This is a genomic window from Paraburkholderia tagetis, assembly GCF_022213065.1.
In the GTDB taxonomy this organism is placed as follows: Bacteria; Pseudomonadota; Gammaproteobacteria; order Burkholderiales; family Burkholderiaceae; genus Paraburkholderia; species Paraburkholderia tagetis.
Genome location: NZ_JAKLJA010000001.1, coordinates 242,453 through 268,492, shown reverse-complemented (window position 1 = coordinate 268,492; position 26,040 = coordinate 242,453). Strand labels below are relative to the sequence as shown.

The following is a 26,040-nucleotide window of genomic DNA, read 5'->3' as shown; positions in this document are numbered from 1 at the left end:
TCACAATGAAATTGCTTGATGCCGCATCCGGCGTCACGCGTTGCGTTTTTGCTGTTCTCGAGGCACGCCGATCAACACGGCCACACCGCCGGCAAATGTCAACAAGGCCACCAGCAGGATGCCCGCCGAGAAACTGCCGCTCACGCTTTTTACCCAGCCGAGGACGATAGGCGCGAAAAAAGCGCCCACCTGTCCAAGGCTGCTGATTACGCCAATACCGCCGGCGGCTGCCGTGCCTTTGAGGTAGGTCGGCGGGATGGTCCAGATAATGGCCGCAGCGGCGAAATAGCTGATCGAGACGAGGCTCAGGCAACCGATTGCAGCCGGCCAGTGCTTCGCGACGAGGGTGAGGAGAACGGCGCCCGCGGCACCCGCCGTCGTCACCGTGACGAAGTGCCAGCGGCGCTCCAGCCGCAGGTCCGAGCTGCGCGCGATGAACAGCATCGCAATGGCGCCGACGATATAAGGCAGCGCCGACATGAAGCCGATCTGCAACAGGTTGGAAACGCCCGCCTGTTTGATGATCGTGGGCGTCCAGTAGTTAAGGATGGTTCCGCAAATGGGCACCGTGGCCCAGCCTGCGGCGATCACGTAGACGCGCGGATCGCGCAGCGCGGCGAGGAGCGTGCTCGGCGAGTTGTGCGGCTTGCCGCGACCTTCCTCATCCAGCGCGCCAATGACAATGCGCTTTTGATCCTCGGTCAGCCACTTCGCATCTTGCGGCCGGTCGATCAGATAAAAGTAGGCGACGACGCCGGCGACCACGGCAGGCAATCCTTCGAGGAAGAACAGCCACTGCCAGTTACGAAAGCCCCAGACGCCCATGAAGTTTTGCAGGATATACCCGGAAAGCGGACCGCCGACGATCCCCGCAACCGCGATCGCCAGCAGGAACCGCGACGTGATACGCGCACGGCGCTTCGACGGATACCAGTAGGAGAGGTAGAGGATGATGCCAGGCCAAAAGCCCGCCTCGGCCGCGCCGAGGAGCGTGCGGGCGAGATAGAACTGCCATGGCGCGCTCATGAACGCCATGGCAGTGGAAATGCCGCCCCACAGCAGCATGATCCGCGTGACAGTCTTGCGGGCGCCAATGCGCCGCAGCAACAGCGTGCTCGGCACTTCGAGCAGGATGTAGCCGATAAAAAACAGACTCACGCCGAGGCCATACGCGGCGTCGCTCAAACCGAGATCGTGCTTCAGTTGCAACTGGGCGAAGCTGACGTTGACGCGGTCGAGATAGTTGAGGACCCAGCACAAGAACAGGAAGGTCATCAACCTCAGCGTGATCTTGCGGTAAGTCGCCTCCTCAGCCGCTGAATCGGCTACGCCAGGCAGGGATATGTCCCCGGAGTGCAACGTTGAATGTGCCATGTCTGAATCTCTCCGAATTTCACTCTGGATACCGGCTGGAACAGTGTTCCTCTCGCCATATAATTAGACCTCTAATATTCAGGTTACGGCGGCTTTATGCCGCTGGCAAGCACGGGTTTATACCGAGAGCAAGATCGCGAAGTATCACGATTCTCGACTTGCATTATTAGATATCTAGCAATATGATGCAATGCGTGTTGAGGCATACACCAACCGGATCGGTCAGAAGGAGACAGACATGACGACACCCCAGGAAGACGGCTTTCTTTGTCTGAAGATTGCAGGCAAGCAGAAGATCGCCCGTGACATCTGGCGCTTTGAACTGACCGACCCGCACGGCGCGCCGTTGCCGCCATTCGAGGCGGGCGCGAACTTGACCGTCGTGGTGCCCAACGGCTCGCGCCGCAGTTATTCGCTGTGCAATGACTCGCAGGAGCGCAATCGCTATGTCATCGCGGTGAAGCGTGACAGCAACGGACGCGGCGGCTCGATGAGCTTCATCGACGATACGGCCGAGGGCGACGTCGTGAACGTCTCTTTGCCTCGCAACGAATTTCCCCTCGATGAGCGTGCCAAGTCATTCATTCTCGTTGCGGGCGGTATCGGCATTACGCCGATGCTGTCGATGGCGCGGCAGTTACGCGCGCAAGGCCTGCGCTCGTTCAAGCTGTACTATCTCGCGCGCGATCCGGAAGGCACGGCGTTCTTCGATGAACTCACCAGCGACGAATGGCGTTCGGACGTGAAGATTCATCACGATCACGGCGACCCGGCGCAAGCATTCGACTTCTGGCCCGTATTCGAGAAGTCGAAGTCGGCACAACACGTGTATTGCTGTGGCCCGCAGGCGCTGATGGACACCGTGCGTGACATGACTGGCCACTGGCCGTCGGGCACGGTTCACTTCGAGAGCTTCGGTGCAAGCAATGCGAATTCGCGCGAAAACACGCCGTTCACTGTGCGGCTGTCACGCAGCGGCGCGTCGTTCGACATTCCCGCCAGTCGCTCGATCCTCGAGGTGCTGCGCGACGCGAGCGTGCACGTACCGAGTTCGTGCGAAAGCGGCACCTGCGGCTCGTGCAGGACGGGGCTGTGTGCGGGCGAGGCGGATCATCGGGATCTCGTATTGCGCGACGACGAGAAAGAAACGCAGATCATGGTCTGCGTGTCGCGTGCGAAGTCCGCGGAGCTAGTTCTCGATCTTTGAGTTTCGCGGGGCGAATTACCAACGCGTCGAGCATCGCTCGCCGCGTTTTTTTGCATTTGCAGCATTCCCGGCCAGTGGGTCCAGCCGGGCTTTCACGCGCAATCAGATCGATCGTCTGAACACGACAGGCTTGCCGCCCATCGCCTGCTTCGTCATCCATGCCGCCAGCGCCGAGTCCAGGTAGTCCGCGTGACCGGGAAACCACTCGAAAAGATGCAGGCCGAGATCTCGTGCCAGTTCTGCGCCGGCCCGGCCTTCCGCGATTGCCGCCTTCACCTCACCGACCGACTTCAGCACCGCCGCATGTTCGTCGATGTGGCAGTCGCGTGGCGGGAAGTTCGTCGCGCGCATCCATTCGTCTTCCTGATCAAAATGGCTGACCGCGTGCACCTCGAATGCCTCGATGGCAGCCAAGGCGGTAGCGTCCGAGCAGGTCACCATTGCGCGCGCCACATCGTAGAATTCTTTATGCACATCATCCATTGGCGTGAAGCCCAGCAGCCGCGCGTCGGACCAGACCATGCTGTTATCGCTGGTCCGCTCCGGGGCTTCAAGGTTTCTTGCTCGCTCCATTGTGCTCATTGCTTTGTTCCCACTGCGTTAGAGTAATCCACCGGTCGCACCCCTCAGCGCCGGCACCATGTTGCCGAGTATAGACGGGGACCAGGTAACTGCAAAAATTCGATCGAAGACGGCCCACAGGATAACGCTCGCCACCACCGACATGAGTATGGACGTCCGCCAGCGTTCGGCAAACTCGAAACGCGCGAGCATCATCACGAGAACGAACAGCGCCGGTATCAGGCCGATGCCATAACCCAGCGCCAGTCCACCGGTAATCCAGAGGAAGAAGCGCAGGCCCCGGCTACGTACCAGGTGTGCCGGTACCGGCTCAGCGTGCTGCGGCAGGTCGTGCGCGTTCGACGTTGCGGCAGCTACCGCGCCGCCCTCGATCGTCACGAGCTGTCGCAGGAAGATCAACACGCAGAACAGCAACGCGGCTGATGCGGCCGTCATCGGCATCAGTCTCGCGCCGAAGTTCCAACCCCGCGCGGACCAGATCGCAGCGGCTGGAATCAGCATCATCACGAACGCAAACAGCGATCGATGATCGAAACGGCGCACGGCCCATCTCGCTTTCGTGCGCGGCGCCACGTCTGCCCCATTGCGGTTTTTCAGGCGTCGATACCCACCGCGTACGGTCGGGCCGATCACAACCCACAGCGCGGCCAGCAACACCACCAGCACGATCGGACGCGTAAAGAAGCCCGTACCGTAGACCTCGGTCGAAATGAAATAGTAGCGCTCGCACATGCTACCGAGCACCAGACCGAGAATCAGCGGCGGACGCGGCCAGTCGAGACGCTTCATTATCCAGCCGAATGCACCGGACAGTACGAGTGAGCAGATGTCACCCCAGCTCATGCTTGCGTTGAACGCACCGAGAAAGAGAATCGCAAGGATCAGCGGCAACAGCACACCTACGCGCACGGTTGCGAGCTTCGCGAACAGGCGGCTCCCCAACAAACAGATTACGGCACCCATCATGTGCGCAATTGCCAAGGTCCAGATGATCGCGTAGGTGACGCTGAGGTGCTTCGTCAGCATTTCCGGGCCGGGCGTGAAACCGTGCATCATGAACGCGCTCAACAACAACGCCATCGAGGCGCCTGCAGGCATGCCGAACGCAATGGTTGGAATCAGGTGACCGCCTTCCTTCGCGTTGTTCGAGCTTTCCGCTGCAATCACCCCGCGAATGTCGCCCCGCCCGAATGATTCAGGGTTCTTCTCTGTGCGCAGCGCGTGCGCGTACGCCATCCAGTCGATCACCGCCGAACCGACACCAGGCACTGCGCCCAGCACAGCACCTAATCCGCTGCAACGCAGGACAAGCCACCAGTGGCGCATGGCGTCGCGAATTCCATCCCACTGGCTACCGCTGACGGCTGGCGTATCCGTATGGCGCGCGATACTTGTGCGCTCGATTGCCATATCTGCCAGTTCGGGAATCGCGAAGATGCCGAGTGCGACCGGCACAAGCGGTAAATGGTCCCACAGATAAAATGACCCGAAGGTCCAGCGAAGCGTACCGGTCTGCGGATCGGAACCAACGAGTGACAGCATCAGCCCGAACGACGCGACAGCCAGTCCCTTGAGTGGCGCCTTGCCACTGAGCACCGCAATCATCGAAAGGCCGAAAATGCAAAAAGCCAGTAACTCAGCGGAGCCTACGTACATCACGAGCGTGCGCAGAAATGGCAACAGCAGCGCGAGCAGCAGCGCACCAAAAATGCCGCCCGAAAGCGAGGACATATACCCTGCACCGAACGCACGTGCCGCCTGCCCCTTGCGGGCCATCTGGTGACCGTCGATCACGGTGGCCGCCGCACCGACCGTGCCGGGCACGCCGAATAGAACAGCGGGAATCAGGTCTGATACGGTAGTCACTGCCGCCATGCCGAGCAGCAGCGCAAATGCGGTGTAGCCGTCGATATGGTAAGTGAACGGAATCAGCAACGCGAGTCCGACGATGCCGCCAAGGCCCGGCACGACACCGAGTGCGAGACCGAGTATCACGCCGCCCAGCATCGTGAGCAGCCGCATCGGGTCCATCACGATGACGAACGCATGAAGCGCAGCGTTTAGCATGAATGCCGCTCCTGTTGAATATACGCGTGCAGTGAACGCGCCAAATCATGACGAACGGACATGTTGTCGTCTCCGTTGTTACTGTATGACCCATGGCAGAGCAGCGCTGCGTTTGCCGGAATCGGCGAGTTGCAGCGCTGCCAGTCCTTGTGTTGCCGTCCGCGTTCAGCCCACAGCGCGATTCACCTTGCGGCGCAGGTAGTCGAAATTGATAGTGAATTGCTCCGGTCGCGTCACCTGATCATGCAGGCGCCGCACGTCCTCGTCCGGAAACACGGCGCCTTCACCGCCTGCCGCTTCCATCAGAAGCTGGATATGGCAGGCCTCATCGAGCGCAAGCGCGAGTATCACCGCTTCCTCGATCGTGCGACCGGCAACCGCTACACCGTGATTGCGCATCAGCACCGCTTTCGAATTGCCGAGCGCCATCGCCACGCCGCGCCCCATGTCCTCGGTGCGAATCAGGTTCATCGTGTCGGTGTAGTAGGGCACGCCATCCGCGAAGGTGCAGGCAGGCTGACTGACCATCTTCAACGGCTTGCCCGTGGCAGACAGTGCAACGGCGTGAATCGGGTGCGTGTGAATCACGCTCATCACGTCAGGCCGCGCCTTGTAGATTTCAGAGTGAATGAACACCTCGCTGTGACGCCGCCCTGCACCGCCGATCTTCTCGCCGTCCAGGTTGCACACGACGATATTCTCCGGCGTGATTTCATCGAAACCGTAGCTGTGCGGCTTCATGATGAACTTCGACGCGTCACCCGGCAAGCGCACCGACACGTGTCCGCGCGTGAAATCTCCCTGACCGTTTGTTTCGAGGATGCGGCCGGCGTCGATGAGCTTCTGTTGCGCTTCTTCAAGCGTCATAAAATCCCTCGTGCAATGGATGAACTGATGAGTTGATGGATTGCTCAATTGAACAACGGGGCGGCACCGCCCCGTTCATGTGTCTGTTGCGTTACATCCGCCCGCCAACTGCGGCCTTGGCCTTGGCGATCTGATCCGGCGAAGTCGCGTAAACGTCCTTGAGCACGGTGCTGATCTGTTGCGGCGAAACGTAACGGACTTCGACACCGAGGCTCTTCGCATCGGCAAGGAATGCCGGGTCTTTCATCGTGTCCGCGAACGCCTTGCGCAGCGCGTCAGCACGATCAGCAGGAATGCCGGGAGGCGCGGCGAACGGACGGGCGAGCGCCTGGCTTGCGGCGATAACCATCAGCACCTTTTTCGTTTCTGCGTCGGATGCAAGATCGGACAACAGCGGCACGTCTGGCAGATCCGGGTGCTTCTCAAGCGCCATCTGCACAATCAGATTGACCTTGTGGTCCCGCAGCCAGTCCGGGTGACGCATGCGCAACGTGCTCCACGACGTGCCGCATTCACCGTCGATTTCGCCACGCTGCATCGCGAGCGCACTTTCGTTACTGCCGGGATAGCCAGTCACGAGTTGCAGTTTTGCGTGAAAGAGATTCCTGATGGTATTCGCCATCACGTCCGGATCGGAACCCGCACCCTGACCGCCGAAGCGCGAGGGCTTGGTGAGCATGTCCTGGAACGTCTTGATGGGCGACGTATGCCACGTCACGCACAACGACACATCGCTGTCCATGCTACCGAGCCAGACCAGCTTGCGTGCGTCGTAGTCTGCTTCGCCGAGCAGCGGCTCTTCCGGCATCGTGCGACCGAACGTGCCAATCGTTGCGCCATCCTTGGGCGCAACGCTGTAGAGATAATTTGCCGCCTTCAGACTGCCCGCGCCCGGCATGTTTTGTGGCGTGATGGTCGGGTTGCCGGGCAGGTGATCCCCGAGGTGTTTAGCGAGCAGCCGTGCGTACATGTCATAGCCGCCCCCAACCGAGTAGCCGATGTCCATGTTCACCGTGCGGCCGCTGTAGAAGTCCTGCACACTCTCGGCGTGCGCGGTACCGAGCCATCCGGTAGATACTGCCAGTGCCGCCGGAATAATCCAGCGCCAGCGGTTACGACTCCGCCTTGTTTGCCCTTTCATCGCTTGTCTCCTGCCGCTTGTCTCATGCATACGATGTCTGAGAAAGTGCCCGGACGCTTTCAAAAACTTCCGGGCACCCGCTGTTTTTAATACTGGAAGCCTGGGACCGCTGCCTTCGCGTTGCCTTCCACGTTGCGCCCTTCGAACACCTTCACGACATCCCGCGCGATTGGCGAATACTTCGCATGCGTGCGCAGCATGAAGCTGGAGAAGCCGTCACTGTTGTGATGCTTGTCCTTCTCATTCGGCAGCACGATGCACTCGTTCTTCGCCGCGTCGCGCACGATGCCCTTGGGGTCTTTTCCGCCCGCCACGTTGCGGATCTCGCGACGCAGCATCTTTCGGTACATTGCAATGCCGATATCGGTCGAACCCAGGTTCTCCGCTGTACGATCGGCAATCGTGCCCTGGGTGATCCAGGCCATCATGTCTTGACCGTCGACGTTGTCCACGATGAATTCGCCGTCCGCATCCTTGTACGGGACGTTATACGTGTACACCTTGTCGTACAGATACCCCGGCACTTCGGCGGTCTTCGGCGGTACATACGCGTTGTACCAAAGGTGCAGTGTGTTCTCGTCATCAACCGGCACGCGAATCTGGAACGAGTAGTAGCGCGTCGCCTCGTTGCCGTTGCCCACTGCCAGCATGTTCGGGAACACGATCGGGTGACCGACCTGCCAGTCGTCTGACTGTTCCGAGTGACCTTGCAACAGACGGTGCTTGGTCATGCCGTACTCGAATTCCTTGAAGTCGATCTTCTCGTGGTGCGTGCTGATTGCGACCTTGATGCCTTCCTGCTCCTTCAGGAATTCATAGTGGTGACCGTGCAGCCACTCGGTGTGAACGGGATCGAGCGAGTTCTCCATGATCTGCAACCAGTTGATCGGCAGCACCACACGGCCCATCATGCGGATTGCACCCTTCGCAACGAAACCGTCGAATTTCGGCAGCAACGGTTTCAGTTCGGGCGGCCCCATGTACGCAAACAGCAGGCCGCCCAGTTCCTCGATCGGGTAGGAGTCCGTTGCAATGGATTTGCGGAATTCCGAACTGTCCTTCTCATTGGGCTGGTTCAGGCACTCACCGGCGCCGTTGAATTCCCAGCCGTGATAGGGGCAGCGAATGCCATTTTCCGTCGGAATACCGTGCAGGAAGGATGCGCGGCGGTGCGGACACTGTGCCGCGATCAGACCGAGTTTGCCCTGACGATCGCGGAACAGCACGAGGTCTTCGCCCAGCAGGCGCACGCTCTTTGTCCACTTGCCATCCATTTCCGACAACGCGGCGAACGGGTGCCAGTAACGGCGCATCAGGTCGCCCATCGGCGTGCCGCGCCCCACGCGCGTCAGTTCTTCATTCTGCTCTGCGGTCAACATACAGGTTTCCCTCAATGTGTTGCGGTGAAATGATTCGACGGCTAACTTTCTGTGCATCTTAAACTTAGGTGCCTAAGTAACAATGCTGGTAAACACCTACCAGACGTTTCAGCCCGACGATTCCCGGAACACGCGCTACATTGGTTCGGCTTCGCCAGGATTCATGAGGCAAGCAACACGGATTAATTGACAACGGAAACTTAGTTAGCTAAGTTTATGGCACTCGCACCCGGAGAATCCATGAACTCAAACTCGAAACCTTCAGGGCGTGTGCGCCTTGGCATGGTCGGATTCGGTACGGCAGCACGCGCCTTCCTGCCCGCCGTCTCCCGTCATCCTGAATTCGAACTGGCCGCCATCGTCGATCCTGTCGAGCAGATCCGCGCGCAAGCCGCTGCCGAATTCGGCATTGCGACCTACGCCCGGATCGAAGAACTGTTGCTGCATCCTGGTCTTGATTGCGTGTATGTGGGCTCGCCTACGCAGTTGCATCGCGAGCACGTGGAACTGGCATGCCGTGCCCGAAAGCATGTCCTCGTAGAGAAACCCATGGCGGCCAGCCTGGCCGATGCGCAATCGATGGTTGAGACCGCAACTATTTCGGGGGTTGTGCTGCTAGTCGGCCATTCGCACAGCTACGATGAACCCATTCACGTGATGCATAACCTGATCGCGGGCGGCGACCTGGGTGAAGTACGGATGGTGAACACCTGGTGCTACAGCGACTGGATTTATCGTCCGCGACGCCCGGATGAACTGGACGACAGTGAAGGCGGTGGCGTAACGATTCGTCAAGGCGCACACCAGTTCGACATCATCCGGCTGTTGTGTGGCGGCCAAGCGCGCACCGTGCGTGCAAAGGCGTTCGATTTTGACCCGCAGCGCAGCGCGACCGGCGCGCATATTGTGTTTATCGAATTCGCGAACGGTGCGGCGGCAACGGCTGTTTATAACGGCTACGGCCGCTTTGCCAGTACCGAGCTAGTCGGCGGCATTGGCGAATGGGGGTTTGAAGCACCTGCGCATGCCCCTGCACGCTCACGCACGGCCGCCGCGCCCGAGGACGAACTGCGCGCGAAACAGGAACGCGCAAAACACGCCATTCCCGGCCGCGCGCCCTATCAACCGCATTTCGGCCTCACGCTCGTCAGTTGCGAGCGCGGAGAAATTCGTCAGTCACCGGATGGGCTGCTCGTCTATACGGATGAGGGCGTGTCCCCGCTCAAGCTGCGCACGGACACGTCGCCGCGTGAGCGTGTGATCGCGGAGTTTTACGACGCCATCATCGGGCGCCGGCCAGCGCTGCACGATGGTCAATGGGGACTGGCCAACCTCGAGATCTGCCTGGCCGCACTGCATTCGTCACGCAATGGCTGCGAAATTTCATTGACGCACCAGTGTGCGCCCAAATCCTTTTATTCCAGGGAGACACCGGCAAGACCGGTCTAAAGAAATATGAATGACACAATGCTGCTCAATGTTACCGGCAAGGCGGCGCTTGCTGACGGCATTTACCAATTCGAATTCCGCTCGCCTGACGGCAAACCGCTACCGTCATTCACTGCCGGCGCGCATGTGCTGATCCAAACGCCGTCGGGTATCGGCCGCCGCTACTCGCTGTGCAACGCCCCGTCCGAGCGCGACCGCTATATTGTCGCGGTCAAACTCGATCCGAACAGCCGGGGCGGCTCCCTCAGCATGATCAATGACGCGAAAGTCGGCATGCGGATGAAGGTATCGGTACCGGAAAACTATTTCGCGCTCACAGACGAGGCGTCCGACTACCTGCTAATCGCGGGCGGTATTGGCATCACGCCCATGCGTGCCATGATGGCCGAACTGGATGCACGAGGTGCACGCTACCGCCTTGTGTACTGCACGCGCTCGCCCCAGACGACCGCCTTTCTCGGCGAGTTTTCATCCCTGCCGTCGTGTCGCGTGCAGGTTCACCACGACTACGGCAACCCTGAACAGTCACTCGATTTTGCGAAGCTGCTCGCAACGCGTGAAGGCAATACGCACCTGTATTGCTGCGGCCCCCGCCCACTCATGCAGGCTGTCCGTGACGGCGCGTCGGGCTGGCCATCGTCAGCGGTGCACTTCGAGGATTTCGGCACCAGCGGTTCTACTGGCGATGCATCGAGCGGCTTCACCATCACGCTACAGCGCAGCGGTATCCGCGTGCAGGTCGCGCCGGGACAAAGCATCCTGGCAGCGTTGCGTGAGTCAGGCATCGAGACGCCCAGCTCTTGCGAGGCGGGAACTTGCGGAGCCTGCCGGACGACACTTTGTTCCGGAGAGGCCGATCATCGCGATTTTGTGCTTGATGATGACGAACACGACAGCGCCATCATGATTTGCGTTTCGCGCGCGAAGTCGGATGAACTGGTCCTTGATCTTTAATTCCTGAAGGAGACAGTGTGAGCAAGTTGCCACTTTCGGTTGCGGTCGGACCCTACGACCGCATGCGCCCCCTGGTTGATGGAGACGTGCAGATTGAAGGCGTCGATCCGACGTTCATGCTGCAGGAGCCTGAGGAAATCTTTTTCCGTGCGTTCCGCCATGCCGATTACGATATCTGCGAGCTGTCGCTGAGCAGCTATTGCGTCAAGACCGCAGCGGGCACGTCGCAGTATGTCGCCGTGCCCGTCTTCCCGTCGCGCGCGTTCCGTCACACGTCCGTGTACGTCAACACGAACGCCGGCATCAACAAGCCGGAGGACTTGAAGGGCAAGCGCATCGGCGTGCCCGAATATCAACTGACCGCGAATGTCTGGGTGCGCCTCTTTCTTGAAGAGGAGTACGGTGTAAAACCGTCTGACGTGACCTGGGTGCGCGGTGGCTACGAGGACCCGGCGCGTGTCGAGAAGATCACGCTGAATCTGCCTGCGGACGTGAAGCTGGAGCACGCACCCGAAGGCAAGACGATTTCCGGCATGCTCGAAGCCGGTGAAATCGATGCGTTGATCGGCCCGCGTGCGCCGTCGTGTTTCGATCGCGGCGCCCCGAACGTGAAGTATTTATTCGACAACCCGCAGGCAGTGGCCGCCGACTGGTATCGGCGCACGAAGCTGTTCCCGATCATGCACACGCTCGGCATCCGCCGCACCCTCGTTGAACAGCACCCGTGGCTACCGATGTCGGTGACGAAGGCATTCGAGAAGTCGAAAGCGGTTGCGCTCGCGCGCCTGTCCGACACGTCCGCTACCAAAGTCACGCTGCCGTTCATCGAAGACCAGTTGCGCGCTGCCCGCAAGCTGATGGGTGAAGACTTCTGGTCATACGGGTTCGCCGCGAACGAACACGCGATGAACCGCTTCCTGAAGCGTCATCATGAAGAAGGTTTGTCCAGTCGTCTGCTCGACGCGAAGGAATTGTTCCATCCCGCCAGCCTGGAAAATTTCGGCATTTAATCCCGTTTCAATCAGGAACAGGGCTGCGTTGTGCGCGGCCCGATTCCCGACGGGCCGGCGACCTGGGGAGCGCTTTCGGCGCGGTTTGGGCGCCGGGAGTCGCTCCTGTTTCATTGCATCAGAAACGTTTTTCGAGTCCGAGGCGCACGTAAGCCTGGTGATTCGTTGCAGACGGCGTGATGTTGTAGATCGACGCAACAGCATCATGCCCGGTTGAATCCGTACCGCTTGCCTTCTGATAGACACCAAGCAGATAAACCAGCGTCGTCCTGGAGAGTGCGTATTGCGCGCCAAGTGCGGCCTGATTGTACGATGCCCCCGTGTGACCGCTCACGCCGGACGTCTTCGTGTACTCGTACACGGCACCGAGCGTGAAAGCAGGCGTTGCCTGCCACGTGACGTTGATTTCACCCGTATTGAAGGTTGCGGTTCCGCTGATGCCGCCTGCGGGAACCGGTCCGGCCGAATGATCACCGAGGCCCCGGAACTGCGTATTCGAGTAGTTCGCGCCGAGCTTCACCGATTCTATCTGGTACGCCGCGCCGACCGCGATTGCCTGCAACGAATTCGCAGATGCAAATCCTGTCGTCACGGGCGAGCCTGCGAAATTCGCACCCGGTACGCCACGCGATACAGCAGCGGGCGCACCGGTATCCCCCCAGAACGAGACATTGGGCTGACGCACGTTCAGGTAGCCAACGCCAGCGGTAAAAGGACCGTGCTCATAGCTTGCGCCGAGCGAATAAATCTGGTTGCGCGAGATGTCGCCCGGCACTCCGCCGATCCCATACAGACCGCCGACACGAAAGCCGTAAAATTCTGGACTGGTGTACTTGATCGAACTGTTGGTACGATTGGTGTGCGCCATCTGGTCAACGTCGCCGGGGTGCGCAAGAGGCGGTCCGCCCCACGTATTGGCAACGGCAAACGGATTGACAAATTCCACAATCGAATCGTACTGGCGGCCCAGCGTCACGGTGCCGTAGTGCTTGTCCGCCAGTCCGACGTAAGCCTGACGACCGAACATCAAACCACCCTGTCCGAGCTTGCCGTTCGTTATGTCGAATCCGTTCTCAAGCCGGAATACCGCAGCCAGCCCGCCGCCCAGGTCTTCCCTGCCCAGCAACCCGAAGCGACTGCCGTTCAACATGCCCGAGGTCATGTTGACAAGCTGTTTGCCGCCTGCGTTGCTCGTGTAGTTCACACCTACGTCGAGCAAGCCATACAGTGTCACGCTGCTTTGCGCGAATGCTGTACCGGCAACGCCTAGCCCGGCACCCAGAACAATCCACTTCTTCATAAGGTCTCCTTCGTTGATATTCGTCTCGCCGCATTCCTGTCAAGACAGGAACTTCGATACACCGCAGGCGACGCAAGAACGGCACGCCTCAACTTTTGGACGCGCCCCCGCTGGCTCACCTTGTTTTACTTAGCTACCTAAGTTATAATTCTCCAATACTACCATCTTCACAAAACACATGACTGCTAGGGTTAACTCAAATACACAGCCCATGCAATCACGGCCTCGGTTTATCAGAAACAATTTTTTGCTTAGGTAACTATTACGATGGCGTACCTAACTCACGGAGTGCACCAGATGAACTCAGCCAGACTCGAGGCACCGAAATCCGCATCGCGCGTGGTCAATGACGAGCGCATCGCGCATCTGATCAAGGACGCTTACCGTGGCTTGTCGAGTGCGCTACAAACCCGCCTGAGGGTGCATGGTGTGATGTATGGCCACTGGACGTTCCTGCGCATCCTCTGGCAGACGGACGGCATTACGCAGCGGCAATTGAGCGAGCAGGCAGGCGTCAAGGAACCCACGACTTTCTCGGCACTGCAGTCGATGGAGAAGCTCGGCTACGTCACGCGCCAAAAAATGCCGGACAACCGCAAGCAGGTCAGGGTGTTTCTCACGCCCAAGGGCGCATCGTTGCGTGCGTTGCTGGTCCCTGCCGCGGAGGAGGTCAACGAGATCGCACTTGCCGGCATTCCGGTAAAAAATGTTGCCGTCATGCGCGAGACACTGCTTGCGATCATCGACAACCTTGCGCGCGCCAACGCCTTTGCACAGAACGATGCGCAAAGCGACGAACCCACCGCATAGCACCTCCCCATGCAACAGTCCGCGACAGCGCAGGATGGATTGACCGGCGGCCGGCTTTATTTCGGCGTACTTGCCATTTCACTTGCGACTGCGCTTGGCATGCTCGACAGCGTGATTGCAAACGTGGCATTGCCGACCATCACGAAGACGATTCACACCAGCCCGTCCGAGTCAGTGTGGATCGTCAACGCGTACCAGCTTTCGATCGTCATGTCGCTGCTGCCGCTGTCGTCGCTGGGTGACCGTGTGGGCTACGCGCGCATCTATATCGGAGGCCTTGCGCTTTTCACGTGTTCATCGCTGATGTGCGCGATGTCGCAGTCGCTTGATGCGCTTATCTTCGCACGCGTCTTGCAGGGCTTTGGTGCAGCAGGTATCAGCAGTGTTAACACCGCACTCGTCAAGACGATTTATCCGTCGCGGCTGCTCGGTCGTGGTGTAGGCATCAATGCTTCGATCGTCTCGATTTCTACCGCTGCCGGCCCCACGATTGCGGCGGCGATTCTGTCCGTTGCGCCCTGGCCGTGGTTATTCGCAATCAACGTCCCGCTTGGGCTTATCACGCTCTTCGTCAGTTTCTCGGCGCTACCCCGTCCACCTATAACCCAAACACCCTATGACTATGGCAGCGCCCTGCTGAATGCGGCAGCGTTCGGCCTGCTCGTGCTCGGCGTGGATCGCATGGGTCACAGCAATGGTATCAGCGCAGGCGTCGTAGTCCAGCTTGCCGTAGCGGCACTTTGCGCGTGGCTGCTCGTGCGTCGCGAGAGGGGCCGTCCACAACCGCTGCTCCCAGTGGACCTGCTGCTCAGGCCAGCATTTCTTCTCGCCGTGCTCACTTCGATCTGCTCTTTCACCGCGCAGATGCTGGCGTTCGTGTCACTGCCTTTTATGCTGCAGGACGCGCTTGGGCATAGCGCAATGGAAACGGGCGCGCTGATTACGCCGTGGCCGCTCGCCATCATTATCGTGGCCCCCCTCGCAGGCACGCTGTCGAACCGTTACGAGGCGGGCGCGCTCGGGGGTGTTGGACTTGCCATTCTGGCCGTCGGTCTGGCGCTGCTCGCGATGTTGCCTGCTCACCCGACTTCGGTCGATATCGGCTGGCGCATGGCGGTGTGCGGGATCGGTTTCGGATTGTTTCAGACGCCGAACAACCGGGCGATTCTGGCAGCCGCGCCGCCGGGTCGCACGGGCAATGCGAGCGGCATGATCGGCACGTCACGCACGCTCGGCCAGACCCTCGGCGCTGTACTGACCGCGCTTATCCTGATGATTGCACCGGGTCACGCAGGTCCGATCGCTTTGACTGCTGGAGCCATCTTCGCCACGGCTGCCGCGATGCTCAGCCTTTCCCGCCTGGTGCGGCGCCGCCCGATTTGAGAAACGCCATATCACACGATGCACGCGTCGGCCCCACCCGCCGCCAGGATGCCGCCCATACCTGAGCGCTATCCAGCCGTGCGGGTGGTGCGAGACGTCTAGCAAGGCGTGCTTACTGTTTCGCTACCGCGAATGCATAAAGCTTGTGGTTATCGCCTGCATACGGCAGCCCGAGAACCTTGGTGTGATAACCGGAGCCCCAGTAGACTGTGCCGTCAACGATCGCCGCACCAGACACGACGGCACCGCCGCTCTCGAAGCTCCATTTGATTTCGCCGGTCGACGCATCGAGCGCATACATGTTCGCGCCACTGCCCGCGAGCGACCCGGCATAGACCACGCCGTTAGCCTCGGACATCGCCATGGTGTCCATCATCTCCTGCGGATCGGCCGTGCGCCAGAGCACCTTGCCCGTTGCGGCATCAACCGCCGCCCATATGCCGCCCTTGGTCGTCGTCTTGCCCGGAGGCGAGTTCACAGCGATGGACTCGTGATTCAGATTGCCGATCGACACATAAATGCGCTTGCCGTCGGCGGCCGTGCCCCAGAGCATGCCGCCCAGCAGACTGCCGGGACCGACCTGGGTATGCCACACGACCTTGCCCGTCTTCGGATCGAGCGCCCAATAGACGCCGCTCTTCGCGCCAGCGCCAAGCAGCGTGCGCTTATGGCCGGCGATGGTCGTCGTATACAGGTTGGGCCCCGAGCCGAAGTCGTAATCCGGACCATCGTTGTGGTCGAAATTCGTCGACATGTCGGCAGGCAGCGTGGAGGTGGCCCACGCGATCTTTCCGGTCTTCAGATTAAGTGCAACGAAGCTGTCGATGTAATTGTCGGCCACCGGCTTCTTGCAGTCCTTTTGCGTCGGGGCCCTGCAGACACCACTCGGGACGGAAAAGTTATTGCCGGTCGTGACATACAGGAGACCGGTCTCGCGATCGACAACCGGGGTATTGCTCCAGACCGAACCGCCGGTATAGCCATCGGGCACCATGTACGTTTTCCACAGCAGCTTGCCGGCCGTTGCGTCGAGCGCCACGACGCTGCCCCGGTACTTGGTCGGGGCGTCGATCGCCTCGGACCGCGACGATACCCCGACGTAGACGACGCCGTTGTCGACGACCGGCGAACTGGTGACGATGGCGGTCGGATCGGAATCGATCTGGGTGCGCCACAGCGGCGAGCCATCGTCGGCCTTGATGCCCAGCATGTACGCGCCGGTCGGATTGTTGGCGATCTGCGTGCCCTGCCCGATCACCAGCGTACCCTTCCAGTACGCCGGGCTCGTGCGCGAAGCGTCGTTGGGAATGCCACTATAGTCGCTGATCTTCTTGTGCCACTTTACCTGCCCTGTCGAGGCATCGACGGCCCACAGCGAGCCGCCGAAGTCGGGAACATAGACGACCCCGTCGACTACCGTCGGCGTTGCGGACACGTTGCCATCCGTCTCGAGTGACCATCGCGGCGCCAGCTTCGCTACGTCGTTCGGTCCGATCGCATGCTCGCCTAGGGCGCTGCGCGTATCGTGCGGATTCTGCCCGCCCATCGGCCAGTCCCCCACGCTTTGCGCTGCAGCGGGCGCAGCGGTCGTGAGGCCTGCGATCAGTGCGATGGCCGCCACGATAGCTGGATTGCGCCAGCGTAACTGCGAAGGCCGATATGTGCCTTTCCTGTTGAACGCGTGTTGCATTTTTCGCTCTCCATGAGACGGTTGACGATGCGACCGACACCATTTCGGCCACCTGACAAAAAAGCCCTGACTGGCTGTGTGTGCATGGAAAATGTCGAATACCAGTCGCGAGCAACAGCAACGCACGATAATTGAGCGGACACCGCCGACGGTCCTGTCGCTGTCTGTTCCCGACCATCCTGCGGTATTCAGTTTTTATTTCAGAACGTATGCATCATGCCGACGTATGTCGTGACCTGCGATTCGCCGACGAGCGGATTCGTGGTTGGCGTTTCGCCCAGCGGCGTCGCGAATACCGAGAAATTCGAGCGACTCCCGTTGCGCACATAGCCGACCGTACCGTACAGGAAGGTACGCTTGCTCAGGTTGTAAGTCGAGCCCAGCGCATACAAAGTCGCATGGCCGCCTGGGTCGTGGGTGGCGTCGCCGTCGCCACCGCGCACGCGAACGTAGTAGGCTGCGCCCGTCGCCGCCCAGCGCGGCGTTGCCTGCCACGTCACGCCGAGCCAGAAGTGGTCCGCGCTATCCGCGAGGCCGGCGGGCGTGTCCGGCGCGGCATAGTGCGTCCATGCCGTCTGAATCGTGAACCTGGCGACACGCACGTTGCCGCCAACGAAATATTCACGAGAGCTCGTGAAGATATTGCTAAACTGCCCGCTCGAATCGCGCAACTCGTCGTAGATGCCACGCGCATCGAAATACGGTGAGCGGTACGTGAGCATGATGCCGTCCGAGCGGCCGAACTCGCCCGACGCACCCTTGTTGAAGCCGCTCGCCTGGTTGCCGAACGCGTACTGCGCTTGCACGTCGAAGCCGTGAAAAACCGGGCTGTGGTACTCCACGTTATTGCTGGTCTGCTGCCAGTTGCGCCCGCGCACGAGCGACGCCGACGACACCGCCTGCTGCACGAACGGGTCGAACGCCCATACGCCGTCGCTATCGATGAACAGGTTGCGCCCGGCCTGCAACTGCCCCCAGGTATCGTCCTTCAGGCCCACATATGCACGCCTCGAAAAGAGCCGCCCGCCGCCGGTGGTGCCGTTCATCACCTGCAGCGCGGTTTCGAGATTGAACACCGTAGCCAGTCCGCCGCCCAGGTCCTCGTTGCCGCGCAGCCCGAGCATACTCGTGCCCCAGTCGCCACCCTCTGCGCTCCAGCGCGTGCGGGTCTGATCCTGGGCTGTGGTGACGTGTTGCAGGTACTCGAAGCCGGCGTCGACGCGGCCGTACAGTGTCACGCTAGTCTGCGCCCAAGCCACGGGCGCGATTAACCCCAACAACACGGCAACAGAGATTCTCTTTCTCATCGATCTCTCCAACGACAGCTGCCCCATTGGTCATGTTTGCGGCTCTTTCTTGTCAGAATAGCATTTCATTTATCAAAAACTCAAGCTGACAACCGATCTGGATTTAAGATTTGGACTTAAATGCAATTTTCAGAAATTGATCCATTCCATTTTTTACATCGACCTTCCAATCATTCTCATGTCGCAGTCTTTCGTGGTCCGGTTGTAACTTAGGTTTCCTGACATATTGAGTTCAGCTTGATCTTCCCGGTAACGTCAGGCAGGCTTACAGGAGACGATGCAATGGGCAGAATTTTGCTACGATAAAGTCGTCGTCCGTTTCGGTCGACGCGAACGGAACGGTGAGCCGGCTAACAGCACAGCAGGCGAACAGCATTCACGTTCGCTGTTTTGAGTACGGCAACCGTGCTTTGACTCCCGCTTTCCAACCCGCTGTCTGAAAGTTGAAAGGAGAATTGCCTGTGTGGACCAAACCTGCCTATACTGATCTGCGCCTCGGTTTTGAGATCACGATGTACATCGCAAACCGCTGATGCCAGTTGCACGCGATCTGCCCCAAAGCCTCGGTCTACCGGGGCTTTTTTCTTCCGCACATGGAGTTCATACACCATCCCCGGATACGCATGCACATTCAAATTCTCGGGTCGGCCGCAGGCGGCGGCTTCCCACAATGGAACTGCAACTGCGCAAACTGCGCCGGCTTTCGCAATGGCAGCGTCAATGCGCTCCCTCGGACTCAATCGTCGATCGCGCTGTCGGACGACGGCGCGACGTGGATAATATGCAACGCGTCCCCGGATATTCGCGCCCAGTTGCACGGATTCACGCCGATGCAGCCTGGCCGTGCGCCGCGCGACACGGGCATCGGCGCGATCGTGCTGATGGACAGCCAGATCGACCATACAGCAGGTCTTCTCAGCTTGCGCGAAGGCTGTCCGCTCGACGTCTGGTGTACCGATATGGTCTACGAAGACCTGACAACCGGTTTCCCACTCTTCAACATATTGGAGCACTGGAATGGCGGCCTACGGCGGCATCGGATCGAGCTTGGGCGCAGCTTCACAATTCCCGCGTGCGCCAGCCTGGTCTTCCAGCCGCTGACGCTGCACAGTTCGGCGCCGCCCTACTCGCCGCATCGCAGCAAACCGCATCCAGGTGACAACATTGGCCTGCTCGTCGAGGACCAGCGCTCTGGCGGCAAACTCTTCTATGCGCCCGGCCTCGGCGAAGTGGATATGGCGCTGCTGCGCCATATGGAGGACGCTGATTGCCTCCTGGTGGATGGCACGCTCTGGACCGACGACGAGATGCAGCAGCGCGGCGTCGGCACGCGCACCGGACGAGAAATGGGCCATCTCGCGCAGCGTGGCGCGGGCGGCATGCTGGAAGTGCTCGAACATGTCCCTCGGCCGCGCAAGGTGCTCATTCACATCAACAACACCAATCCGATCCTCGACGAGGATTCGCCCGAGCGGGCCGAACTGAAACGCCGCGGTATCGAAGTCGCATTCGACGGCATGAGCATTACCCTTTGAAAGCGGCAGCAATCGCTCGATCTGCGATATTGAATCTTCCGGAGCCTTTCGATGAACCCATCGGCCCTTTCTCCCGAGCAGTTCGAACAGGCATTGCGTGCCAAGGGCGCGTACTACCATATCCACCACCCGTATCACGTCGCGATGTACGAAGGACGCGCAACACGCGAGCAGATCCAGGGGTGGGTCGCCAATCGCTTCTACTACCAGACCAATATCCCGCTGAAGGACGCGGCGATTCTCGCTAACTGCGGGGACCGCGACGTGCGCCGCAAGTGGGTCCAGCGCCTGCTCGACCACGACGGCGTAGCTGGCCACGACGGCGGCATTCAGGCGTGGCTACGGCTCGGCGACGCCGTTGGCCTTGATGCTGACCAACTCCGTTCAGAGGAACTGGTGCTGCCCGGCGTGCGCTTCGCCGTGGATGCCTATGTCAACTTCGCGCGGCGAGCGACGTGGCAGGAGGCGGCTAGCAGCTCACTTACGGAACTATTCGCGCCGCAGATTCACCAGTCGCGGCTCGATACCTGGCCGCAGCACTACCCATGGATCGACCCGCATGGATACGAGTACTTCCGCACGAGACTCGGCCAGGCCCGCCGCGACGTTGAACACGGCCTGCAGATCACGCTCGCCCACTACACGACGTACGAAAGCCAGCAACGCGCGCTGGAGATCCTGCAATTCAAGCTCGACGTCCTGTGGACAATGCTGGACGCCATGTCGATGGCTTACGAACTGCACCGCCCCCCTTACCACACCGTGACGGATCAACGGGTCTGGCACGGAGGGATCGCATGATGAGTTTCGATCGCACCCGAATCCCGGATTGGCGACGCGGCTATCGTTTTCAGTTTGAGCCGGCGCAGAACGCCCACGTCGTGCTGTACCCCGAGGGCATGGTCAAACTCAATGAAAGTGCCGCTGCAATCGGCTCTCTGATCAACGGCCTGCGCAGCGTCGTTGAAATTATCGCGCAGCTCAGCCAGCAATACCCTGGCGTCCCCGAACTCGCCGAGGATGTCGAGCAGTTCATGGAGGTTGCCCATGCAAAGCACTGGATCGAATTCGCTTGACGACGCAGCCGCAAAAATGCGGCAAACGCCGCAACAGCCGCCGTCGCCCAGCGAAACCGTCGGGTTGCCACTCTGGCTACTCGCAGAGCTAACCTACCGCTGTCCGCTGCAATGCCCGTACTGCTCGAACCCACTGGATTTCGCACTTCAAGGCGCCGAACTCACCACAGACGAATGGTTGGGTGTTATCACTGAAGGGCGGCAGCTAGGGGCTGCGCAAATCGGCTTTTCGGGCGGAGAGCCACTGGTACGCACAGATCTTCCTGAATTGATCGGCGAGGCGCGACGGCTCGGCTACTACACCAACCTGATCACCTCCGGCATCGGCTTGACGGAGCAAAAGATCGCGGACTTTCAGCGTGCCGGGCTCGATCATATCCAGATTAGCTTCCAGTCGAGCGACGAGCAGATCAACAACATGCTCGCCAACTCGCACAAAGCGTTTGCACAAAAACTCGCAATGGCCCGCGCCGTCAAGGCGCATGGCTATCCGATGGTGCTGAACTTCGTGATCCATCGGCACAACATCGATCATATCGAGCGAATCATTGAGTTATGCATCGCACTCGACGCCGATTTCGTGGAGCTGGCCACCTGCCAGTTCTATGGCTGGGCCTACCTGAACCGCGCCGGCCTCCTGCCGACCCGCGAACAACTCGCGCGCGCCGAGCGTATAACGAACGAATACCGTGCACGGCTCGCGGCCGAGGGCCATCCGTGCAAGCTCATCTTCGTGATGCCCGACTATTATGAGGAACGACCCAAACCGTGCATGAGCGGCTGGGGCAGTCTGTTTCTGACCGTCACGCCAGACGGGACCGCATTGCCGTGCCACGGCGCGAGGCAGTTGCCGATCACATTCCCCAACGTGCGCGATCACGATCTGCGCCACATCTGGTACGAGTCGTTCGGCTTCAACCGTTACCGTGGGCGCGACTGGATGCCCGAGCCATGTCGGTCGTGTAGCGAAAAGGACGAGGACTTCGGCGGCTGCCGTTGCCAGGCCTTCATGCTAACGGGCAATGCCGCCAATGCCGATCCCGTATGCGGAAAATCCCCGCATCACGGTGTCATCGTCAATGCTCGCACAGAAGCACTGGGCTTGCCCCCCGCCGTGCAGCAACTGGTGTTTCGCAACGAAAGGAATTCCCGCCGTGTTTCCGGTGTCTGAATCGTCTTTATCGACGACCGGCCTGGATGGGTTCAGGCAGCGGCTGAAACGAGCCCACTTGCAACTCCGCTATGCAATTCGGCGAAGCTTGAAAACGTCAGCCTTTTCGACAGCGCTGACGCCGCTCGCATGAAAGTCCAGGATATGGCGACTCGTTGGCTGCCCGCCATCCGGTCCCAGTCGAACGCGGCCAGGTGTTCAACGCTGGCCTCGCGGCCAGCGTATCCGTCATTGATGTGCAGGCGTAGCGGCCGTGGCAGGCACGGCATCGTGGAGGTCATCGAGATCACGTCCCCGCGTTTCCGGCAGGTAGTAAGTCGTAACCACGCCGATCAGGCTCAGAATCGCGACGTACGCGGCGAGCGGAATCCATGCAAGAATCGTCCCTTCCTTTCCACCCCAATGGGTCGTCGCCCACGCGATAATCGACGCGCCGATGAGCGGCGCCACGCCGCCCGCGACAACAGCCGACAACTCGCGTCCGACGGCCACGCCTGCATAGCGATGCTGCGCACCAAAGAGCTCGGGAAGAAACGCGCCCTGCGTAGCGAACATACCCCACACACCGGCGAGAGCGACACATAGCATCGTGATGCTCGCGGCTGCATTGCCCAGGCTCAGCACCCACCAGGTCGGAAACGCGAGAAACAGTTGATAGAGCGCGAAGGCACGATAGACGCGCACGCGACCGAAGCGGTCACTCAGCATGCCCGCCAATGGGATGATGATCGCGCCCGACACACCGGCCAGCAGCAGCGCGACGGCGCCAATCTGTCCGTGCAGGCCGGTCGCAGTGGCGATATAGCTGATCGCAAGCGACTGGTAAATCGACGAGCCGCCATTCTCCGCCATGCGCAGGCCGATCACTTTCAGCACCATCGGCTTCGAGTGCCGCATCAGATGTGTCAACGGGCTGTCCTTCACCTGGTGACGGGCTTCGAGTTTCGAGAACGACGGCGACTCCTTGAGCCGCAGGCGGATCCAGATCGCAACCACAATGATGACGGCGCTCAACAGGAATGGGACGCGCCACAGCCACGATTGCGAAAGGTCTTCGACGCGCACCAGTGCGAAGTAAATCGCCGCCGCCATCACGGTGCCGAGCAGCACGCCCATGAACGGCAGCGCAGCGAAGTAGCCACGGCGCTTCGCGGGTGCGTATTCCGCCATCAGTACGGCGGCACCCGCCTGCTCCGCGCCAGCGCCGAGCCCCTGCAACAGACGGCAGCCGATGAGCAGGAGCGGCGCCCAGATGCCCGCACTCGCGTAGGTGGGCAGAACGCCGATCAACGTACTGGCGATGCCCATTATCAAGATCGTCGCCATCAGCACGAATTTGCGTCCGTAACGGTCGCCGAGCGCGCCGAATATGACCCCGCCAACAGGCCGGACGGCAAAGCCGAGAAAATACGCGCCAAAACTTGCAATCAGCCCCATCGCAGGATCGCTCGACGGAAAGAACAAGCGGCCAAATATCAATGCGGACGCGAGGTTGTACAGCGCGAAGTCGTAGTACTCGAGCGCGCTGCCGATCGAGGCCGCCCACGCAGCCCGATACAGATCGGCAGTCGTAACGTCATAGCGGCTTGCGCTTTCGCCGGCCATTGACGGGCGCGCGCTGATGGCCGGTTCGGCCGCAATGGAATGCTGATGCTTCATTTCGTCTCCTTCAAATCTCCAGGCCGCGACCGTGCCATGCGCACGGCGCGGGTTGTCGTCGATGCCGTTGACCAGCCTCCTCTGACGTGAGGCTCCGGTTGCATCCCCTCTTTATGCTTCGCTTGTTGCGCTCTGCGACGCTGCGAGTGCTTCCACCCGCTCTATCTCGTCGAGCAGGGCGACGCTCATGACATCGAGCGGCGCCGGCTTGCCCGTGTACAGCTCGATCTGTCCGCAGAACTGATGCAGCAACATTCGTGTGCCGTCGACGACACGGCATCCGATCGCGGCTGCATCGCGAATCAATTTCGTGCGCACCGGTAAAAACGCAGCGTCCATCACGAAGAGATGGGATTGAAGTTGCCGCGCCACCAATGGGTTGACGTCCGGCGCGCGAAAACCCGCCGCCGTCGCGTTGACCACACCGTCGAAATCGCCGGGCTCGAAGTCGGCAAGGCTGCCGCCGAATGCAATGCCGAAGTCACTGGCGAGCGCCTCGCCACGGGACGCTGTCCGGTTGAACACCGTCACCACGGCACCCGCGCGTTTCGCACCCCATGCGATCGCGCGCGCAGCACCGCCCGCGCCGAGCAACGCGATACGCTGGCCTGCAAGCGGCGTCGCTTCTTCAAGCGCGCGCACGGCACCCGTGCAATCCGTGTTGTAGCCGGTGAGATAGCCGTTGCGGTTATCGATCGTATTGACCGCACCGATCTCGCGCGCGGTCTCATCGAGGGCATCGAGGTGAGCGATGACCGCCTGCTTGTGCGGCATCGTCACATTCATGCCGCGTATGCCGAGCGTGCGTATCGCCTGAACGCCGAGCGCCGCGTCATCCACGCCGAAGCTCACGAACGTGTAGTCGACGCCAAGCGCACGATAGGCTGCGTTATGCACCTTCACATTGAAGGTAAATGGCTGGCCCGCGAGCGAGCCGCACAGTGTGGGAATCGAATGAGACATGATGGGTATTCAGTCAGATTTTCGACAGGTCGAATGCCGACACCGGCGCGGCGCCATCGAGCACGCGCAGCAAGTTTTCAGTCGCGAGTTCTGCCATCGCACGACGCGTCTCGTGAGTCGCCGAGCCAATATGCGGCAGCGGCGTGACCTTCGGATGGTTGCGAAGCGGTGAATCGAGCGGCAGCGGTTCAACGGCAAACACGTCGAGCGCTGCTGCACGCAAGTGAGCGCTATCGAGCGCCGCAAGGAGCGCGTCCTCACGCACGATCGGGCCGCGCGAGCCGTTGACGAAGATCGCACCAGACTTCATCTTCGCGAACGCCTGGGCGTCCATGAGACCGCGTGTCTCCTCGGAGAGCGGTAGCGTCAGCGCCACGATATCGGCGCGCGCCAGCACATCGTCGAACGACGCACGCTGCGCGCGTCCTGCGAGGGCTTCGGGCACGGCCACGTCGAACGGATCGTGAAAAATCACGGGCATGTTGAAGCCAAGCGCGGCGCGCCGCGCCACGGCCTGGCCGATCCGGCCAAAGCCCAGTATGCCGAGCGTCTTGCCGTGGACATCCCATCCGAACAGGTCGTCTCCAATGTTGCGGGTCCAGTGGCCTTCGCGTACATGATTCGACAGTTCGACAAGCCGCCGCGATGCCGCCATGACGAGTGCGAATATCGTGTCGGCTGTCGTTTCCGTCAGCACGCCTGGCGTATGGCACAGCGTGATGCCACGTTGCTTGAGGAAAGGCAGTTCATAGTTGTCGACGCCTACCGAAATGCTCGAAATGACCCGCAAGTTGTGGGCTTCGCGGAGCTCGGAAGCGCCGAGCTTGAAGCTCGACCCGATCAGGCCGCTTGCGTCACGCAGCGCATCGCGAAACCGGGGCAACTCGTCGGCACGTCTCGGGTCGGCGATCACTACGTCGTGACGCGCGACGATACGCTCGAGCAGAGCGTCGGGAATCTTGCGAAACACGACCACGTGTTTTCGTGCGGCGTTCATCGTCCATCCTCCGTCGATTGTGGGACGGCTCTCAGCGCGTCGCAAAGGCATCGGCGTGCGCCACGCCATTCGTTTATCGAAATGGCCATATACATGTTCATTCTGTCGTTAGTGAGGTC

23 protein-coding genes are annotated in these 26,040 nt (G+C 60.5%); 11 read left to right on the top strand and 12 right to left on the bottom strand.

Translation table 11 applies throughout. From position 1 onward, the window contains the following. Positions 1-33: 33 nt before the first annotated feature. Positions 34-1,374: an MFS transporter gene (locus tag L5014_RS01135; RefSeq protein WP_238461746.1), complete on the bottom strand. Its 1,341-nt coding sequence runs from the start codon at positions 1,372-1,374 to the stop codon at positions 34-36. 238 nt (positions 1,375-1,612) lie between these two features. Between L5014_RS01135 and L5014_RS01130 the strand changes: the two genes are divergently transcribed. Then, complete coding sequence (locus L5014_RS01130) at positions 1,613-2,581, top strand: PDR/VanB family oxidoreductase (RefSeq protein ID WP_238461745.1); 969 nt, start codon at positions 1,613-1,615, stop codon at positions 2,579-2,581. Between the two features lie 102 nt (positions 2,582-2,683). On the opposite strand, the gene L5014_RS01125 is transcribed toward L5014_RS01130, so the two are convergent. From L5014_RS01125 to L5014_RS01105, 5 genes are all read right to left on the bottom strand, one after another. Next, the gene (locus tag L5014_RS01125) at positions 2,684-3,163 is read right to left on the bottom strand and encodes a bacteriohemerythrin (protein ID WP_238461744.1); all 480 of its coding nucleotides are present in this window, start codon (positions 3,161-3,163) and stop codon (positions 2,684-2,686) included. 18 nt (positions 3,164-3,181) lie between these two features. Next, on the bottom strand, positions 3,182-5,230 hold the full coding sequence (locus L5014_RS01120; RefSeq protein WP_238461743.1) for a tripartite tricarboxylate transporter permease: 2,049 nt from the start codon (positions 5,228-5,230) through the stop codon (positions 3,182-3,184). A 165-nt stretch (positions 5,231-5,395) separates the two neighbouring features. After that, a complete protein-coding gene (locus L5014_RS01115) occupies positions 5,396-6,097 on the bottom strand; it encodes a class II aldolase/adducin family protein (protein ID WP_238461742.1) in 702 nt (233 codons plus the stop codon). Between the two features lie 91 nt (positions 6,098-6,188). Continuing rightward, complete coding sequence (locus tag L5014_RS01110; RefSeq protein WP_238461741.1) at positions 6,189-7,238, bottom strand: Bug family tripartite tricarboxylate transporter substrate binding protein; 1,050 nt, start codon at positions 7,236-7,238, stop codon at positions 6,189-6,191. Positions 7,239-7,324: 86 nt separating this feature from the next. After that, positions 7,325-8,617 carry an aromatic ring-hydroxylating dioxygenase subunit alpha gene (locus tag L5014_RS01105; protein ID WP_238461740.1) on the bottom strand — a complete coding sequence of 431 codons (1,293 nt, stop codon included), beginning with the start codon at positions 8,615-8,617 and terminating at the stop codon, positions 7,325-7,327. Between the two features lie 216 nt (positions 8,618-8,833). On the opposite strand from L5014_RS01105, the gene L5014_RS01100 reads away from it, so the two are divergent. From L5014_RS01100 to L5014_RS01090, 3 genes are read left to right on the top strand one after another with little or no spacing between them, the layout of a single operon-like run. After that, positions 8,834-10,066: a Gfo/Idh/MocA family protein gene (locus L5014_RS01100; RefSeq protein ID WP_238461739.1), complete on the top strand. Its 1,233-nt coding sequence runs from the start codon at positions 8,834-8,836 to the stop codon at positions 10,064-10,066. An 18-nt stretch (positions 10,067-10,084) separates the two neighbouring features. Further along, positions 10,085-11,020, top strand: a complete 936-nt coding sequence (locus L5014_RS01095; protein ID WP_420799992.1) for a PDR/VanB family oxidoreductase — start codon at positions 10,085-10,087, stop codon at positions 11,018-11,020. Between the two features lie 17 nt (positions 11,021-11,037). After that, positions 11,038-12,030, top strand: a complete 993-nt coding sequence (locus L5014_RS01090; protein WP_238461737.1) for an ABC transporter substrate-binding protein — start codon at positions 11,038-11,040, stop codon at positions 12,028-12,030. Positions 12,031-12,148: 118 nt separating this feature from the next. Here the strand turns inward: L5014_RS01090 and L5014_RS01085 are convergent, their stop codons facing one another. Further along, positions 12,149-13,330 carry a porin gene (locus L5014_RS01085; protein WP_238461736.1) on the bottom strand — a complete coding sequence of 394 codons (1,182 nt, stop codon included), beginning with the start codon at positions 13,328-13,330 and terminating at the stop codon, positions 12,149-12,151. Positions 13,331-13,627: 297 nt separating this feature from the next. Between L5014_RS01085 and L5014_RS01080 the strand changes: the two genes are divergently transcribed. Further along, positions 13,628-14,140 carry a MarR family winged helix-turn-helix transcriptional regulator gene (locus tag L5014_RS01080; RefSeq protein WP_238461735.1) on the top strand — a complete coding sequence of 171 codons (513 nt, stop codon included), beginning with the start codon at positions 13,628-13,630 and terminating at the stop codon, positions 14,138-14,140. Between the two features lie 9 nt (positions 14,141-14,149). Continuing rightward, positions 14,150-15,523 (top strand): MFS transporter, encoded by a 1,374-nt coding sequence (locus tag L5014_RS01075; protein WP_238461734.1) that lies wholly within the window; start codon positions 14,150-14,152, stop codon positions 15,521-15,523. A 112-nt stretch (positions 15,524-15,635) separates the two neighbouring features. Here L5014_RS01075 and L5014_RS01070 read toward each other — a convergent pair whose 3' ends face one another. Then, entirely contained in the window at positions 15,636-17,213 is a 1,578-nt protein-coding gene (locus tag L5014_RS01070) for an outer membrane protein assembly factor BamB family protein (RefSeq protein ID WP_238461733.1), read from the bottom strand. A 200-nt stretch (positions 17,214-17,413) separates the two neighbouring features. Then, the gene (locus L5014_RS01065) at positions 17,414-18,520 is read right to left on the bottom strand and encodes a porin (protein WP_238461732.1); all 1,107 of its coding nucleotides are present in this window, start codon (positions 18,518-18,520) and stop codon (positions 17,414-17,416) included. Between the two features lie 461 nt (positions 18,521-18,981). Here L5014_RS01065 and pqqA point away from each other — a divergent pair, with 461 nt between their 5' ends. The 5 genes from pqqA (at position 18,982) to pqqE (ending at position 22,302) form a co-directional block, all read left to right on the top strand. Further along, positions 18,982-19,053, top strand: coding sequence for a pyrroloquinoline quinone precursor peptide PqqA (gene pqqA, locus L5014_RS01060; RefSeq protein WP_110385066.1), 72 nt, complete (start codon positions 18,982-18,984; stop codon positions 19,051-19,053). Between the two features lie 90 nt (positions 19,054-19,143). Next, positions 19,144-20,055 carry a pyrroloquinoline quinone biosynthesis protein PqqB gene (gene pqqB / locus L5014_RS01055; RefSeq protein WP_238461731.1) on the top strand — a complete coding sequence of 304 codons (912 nt, stop codon included), beginning with the start codon at positions 19,144-19,146 and terminating at the stop codon, positions 20,053-20,055. Between the two features lie 51 nt (positions 20,056-20,106). After that, positions 20,107-20,856, top strand: a complete 750-nt coding sequence (pqqC, locus tag L5014_RS01050) for a pyrroloquinoline-quinone synthase PqqC (protein ID WP_238461730.1) — start codon at positions 20,107-20,109, stop codon at positions 20,854-20,856. Further along, the gene (gene pqqD, locus L5014_RS01045) at positions 20,856-21,131 is read left to right on the top strand and encodes a pyrroloquinoline quinone biosynthesis peptide chaperone PqqD (RefSeq protein WP_420800000.1); all 276 of its coding nucleotides are present in this window, start codon (positions 20,856-20,858) and stop codon (positions 21,129-21,131) included. The genes pqqC and pqqD overlap by 1 nt, the downstream gene beginning before the upstream one ends. Positions 21,132-21,147: 16 nt before the next feature. Continuing rightward, the gene (pqqE, locus tag L5014_RS01040; protein ID WP_238462113.1) at positions 21,148-22,302 is read left to right on the top strand and encodes a pyrroloquinoline quinone biosynthesis protein PqqE; all 1,155 of its coding nucleotides are present in this window, start codon (positions 21,148-21,150) and stop codon (positions 22,300-22,302) included. Between the two features lie 228 nt (positions 22,303-22,530). On the opposite strand, the gene L5014_RS01035 is transcribed toward pqqE, so the two are convergent. The 3 genes from L5014_RS01035 to L5014_RS01025 form a co-directional block, all read right to left on the bottom strand. Further along, a complete protein-coding gene (locus L5014_RS01035; RefSeq protein WP_238461728.1) occupies positions 22,531-23,961 on the bottom strand; it encodes an MFS transporter in 1,431 nt (476 codons plus the stop codon). 111 nt (positions 23,962-24,072) lie between these two features. Next, positions 24,073-24,924: a shikimate dehydrogenase family protein gene (locus tag L5014_RS01030; RefSeq protein WP_238461727.1), complete on the bottom strand. Its 852-nt coding sequence runs from the start codon at positions 24,922-24,924 to the stop codon at positions 24,073-24,075. A gap of 13 nt (positions 24,925-24,937) precedes the next feature. Next, positions 24,938-25,921, bottom strand: coding sequence for a 2-hydroxyacid dehydrogenase (locus L5014_RS01025; protein ID WP_238461726.1), 984 nt, complete (start codon positions 25,919-25,921; stop codon positions 24,938-24,940). Between the last annotated feature and the right edge of the window lie 119 nt (positions 25,922-26,040).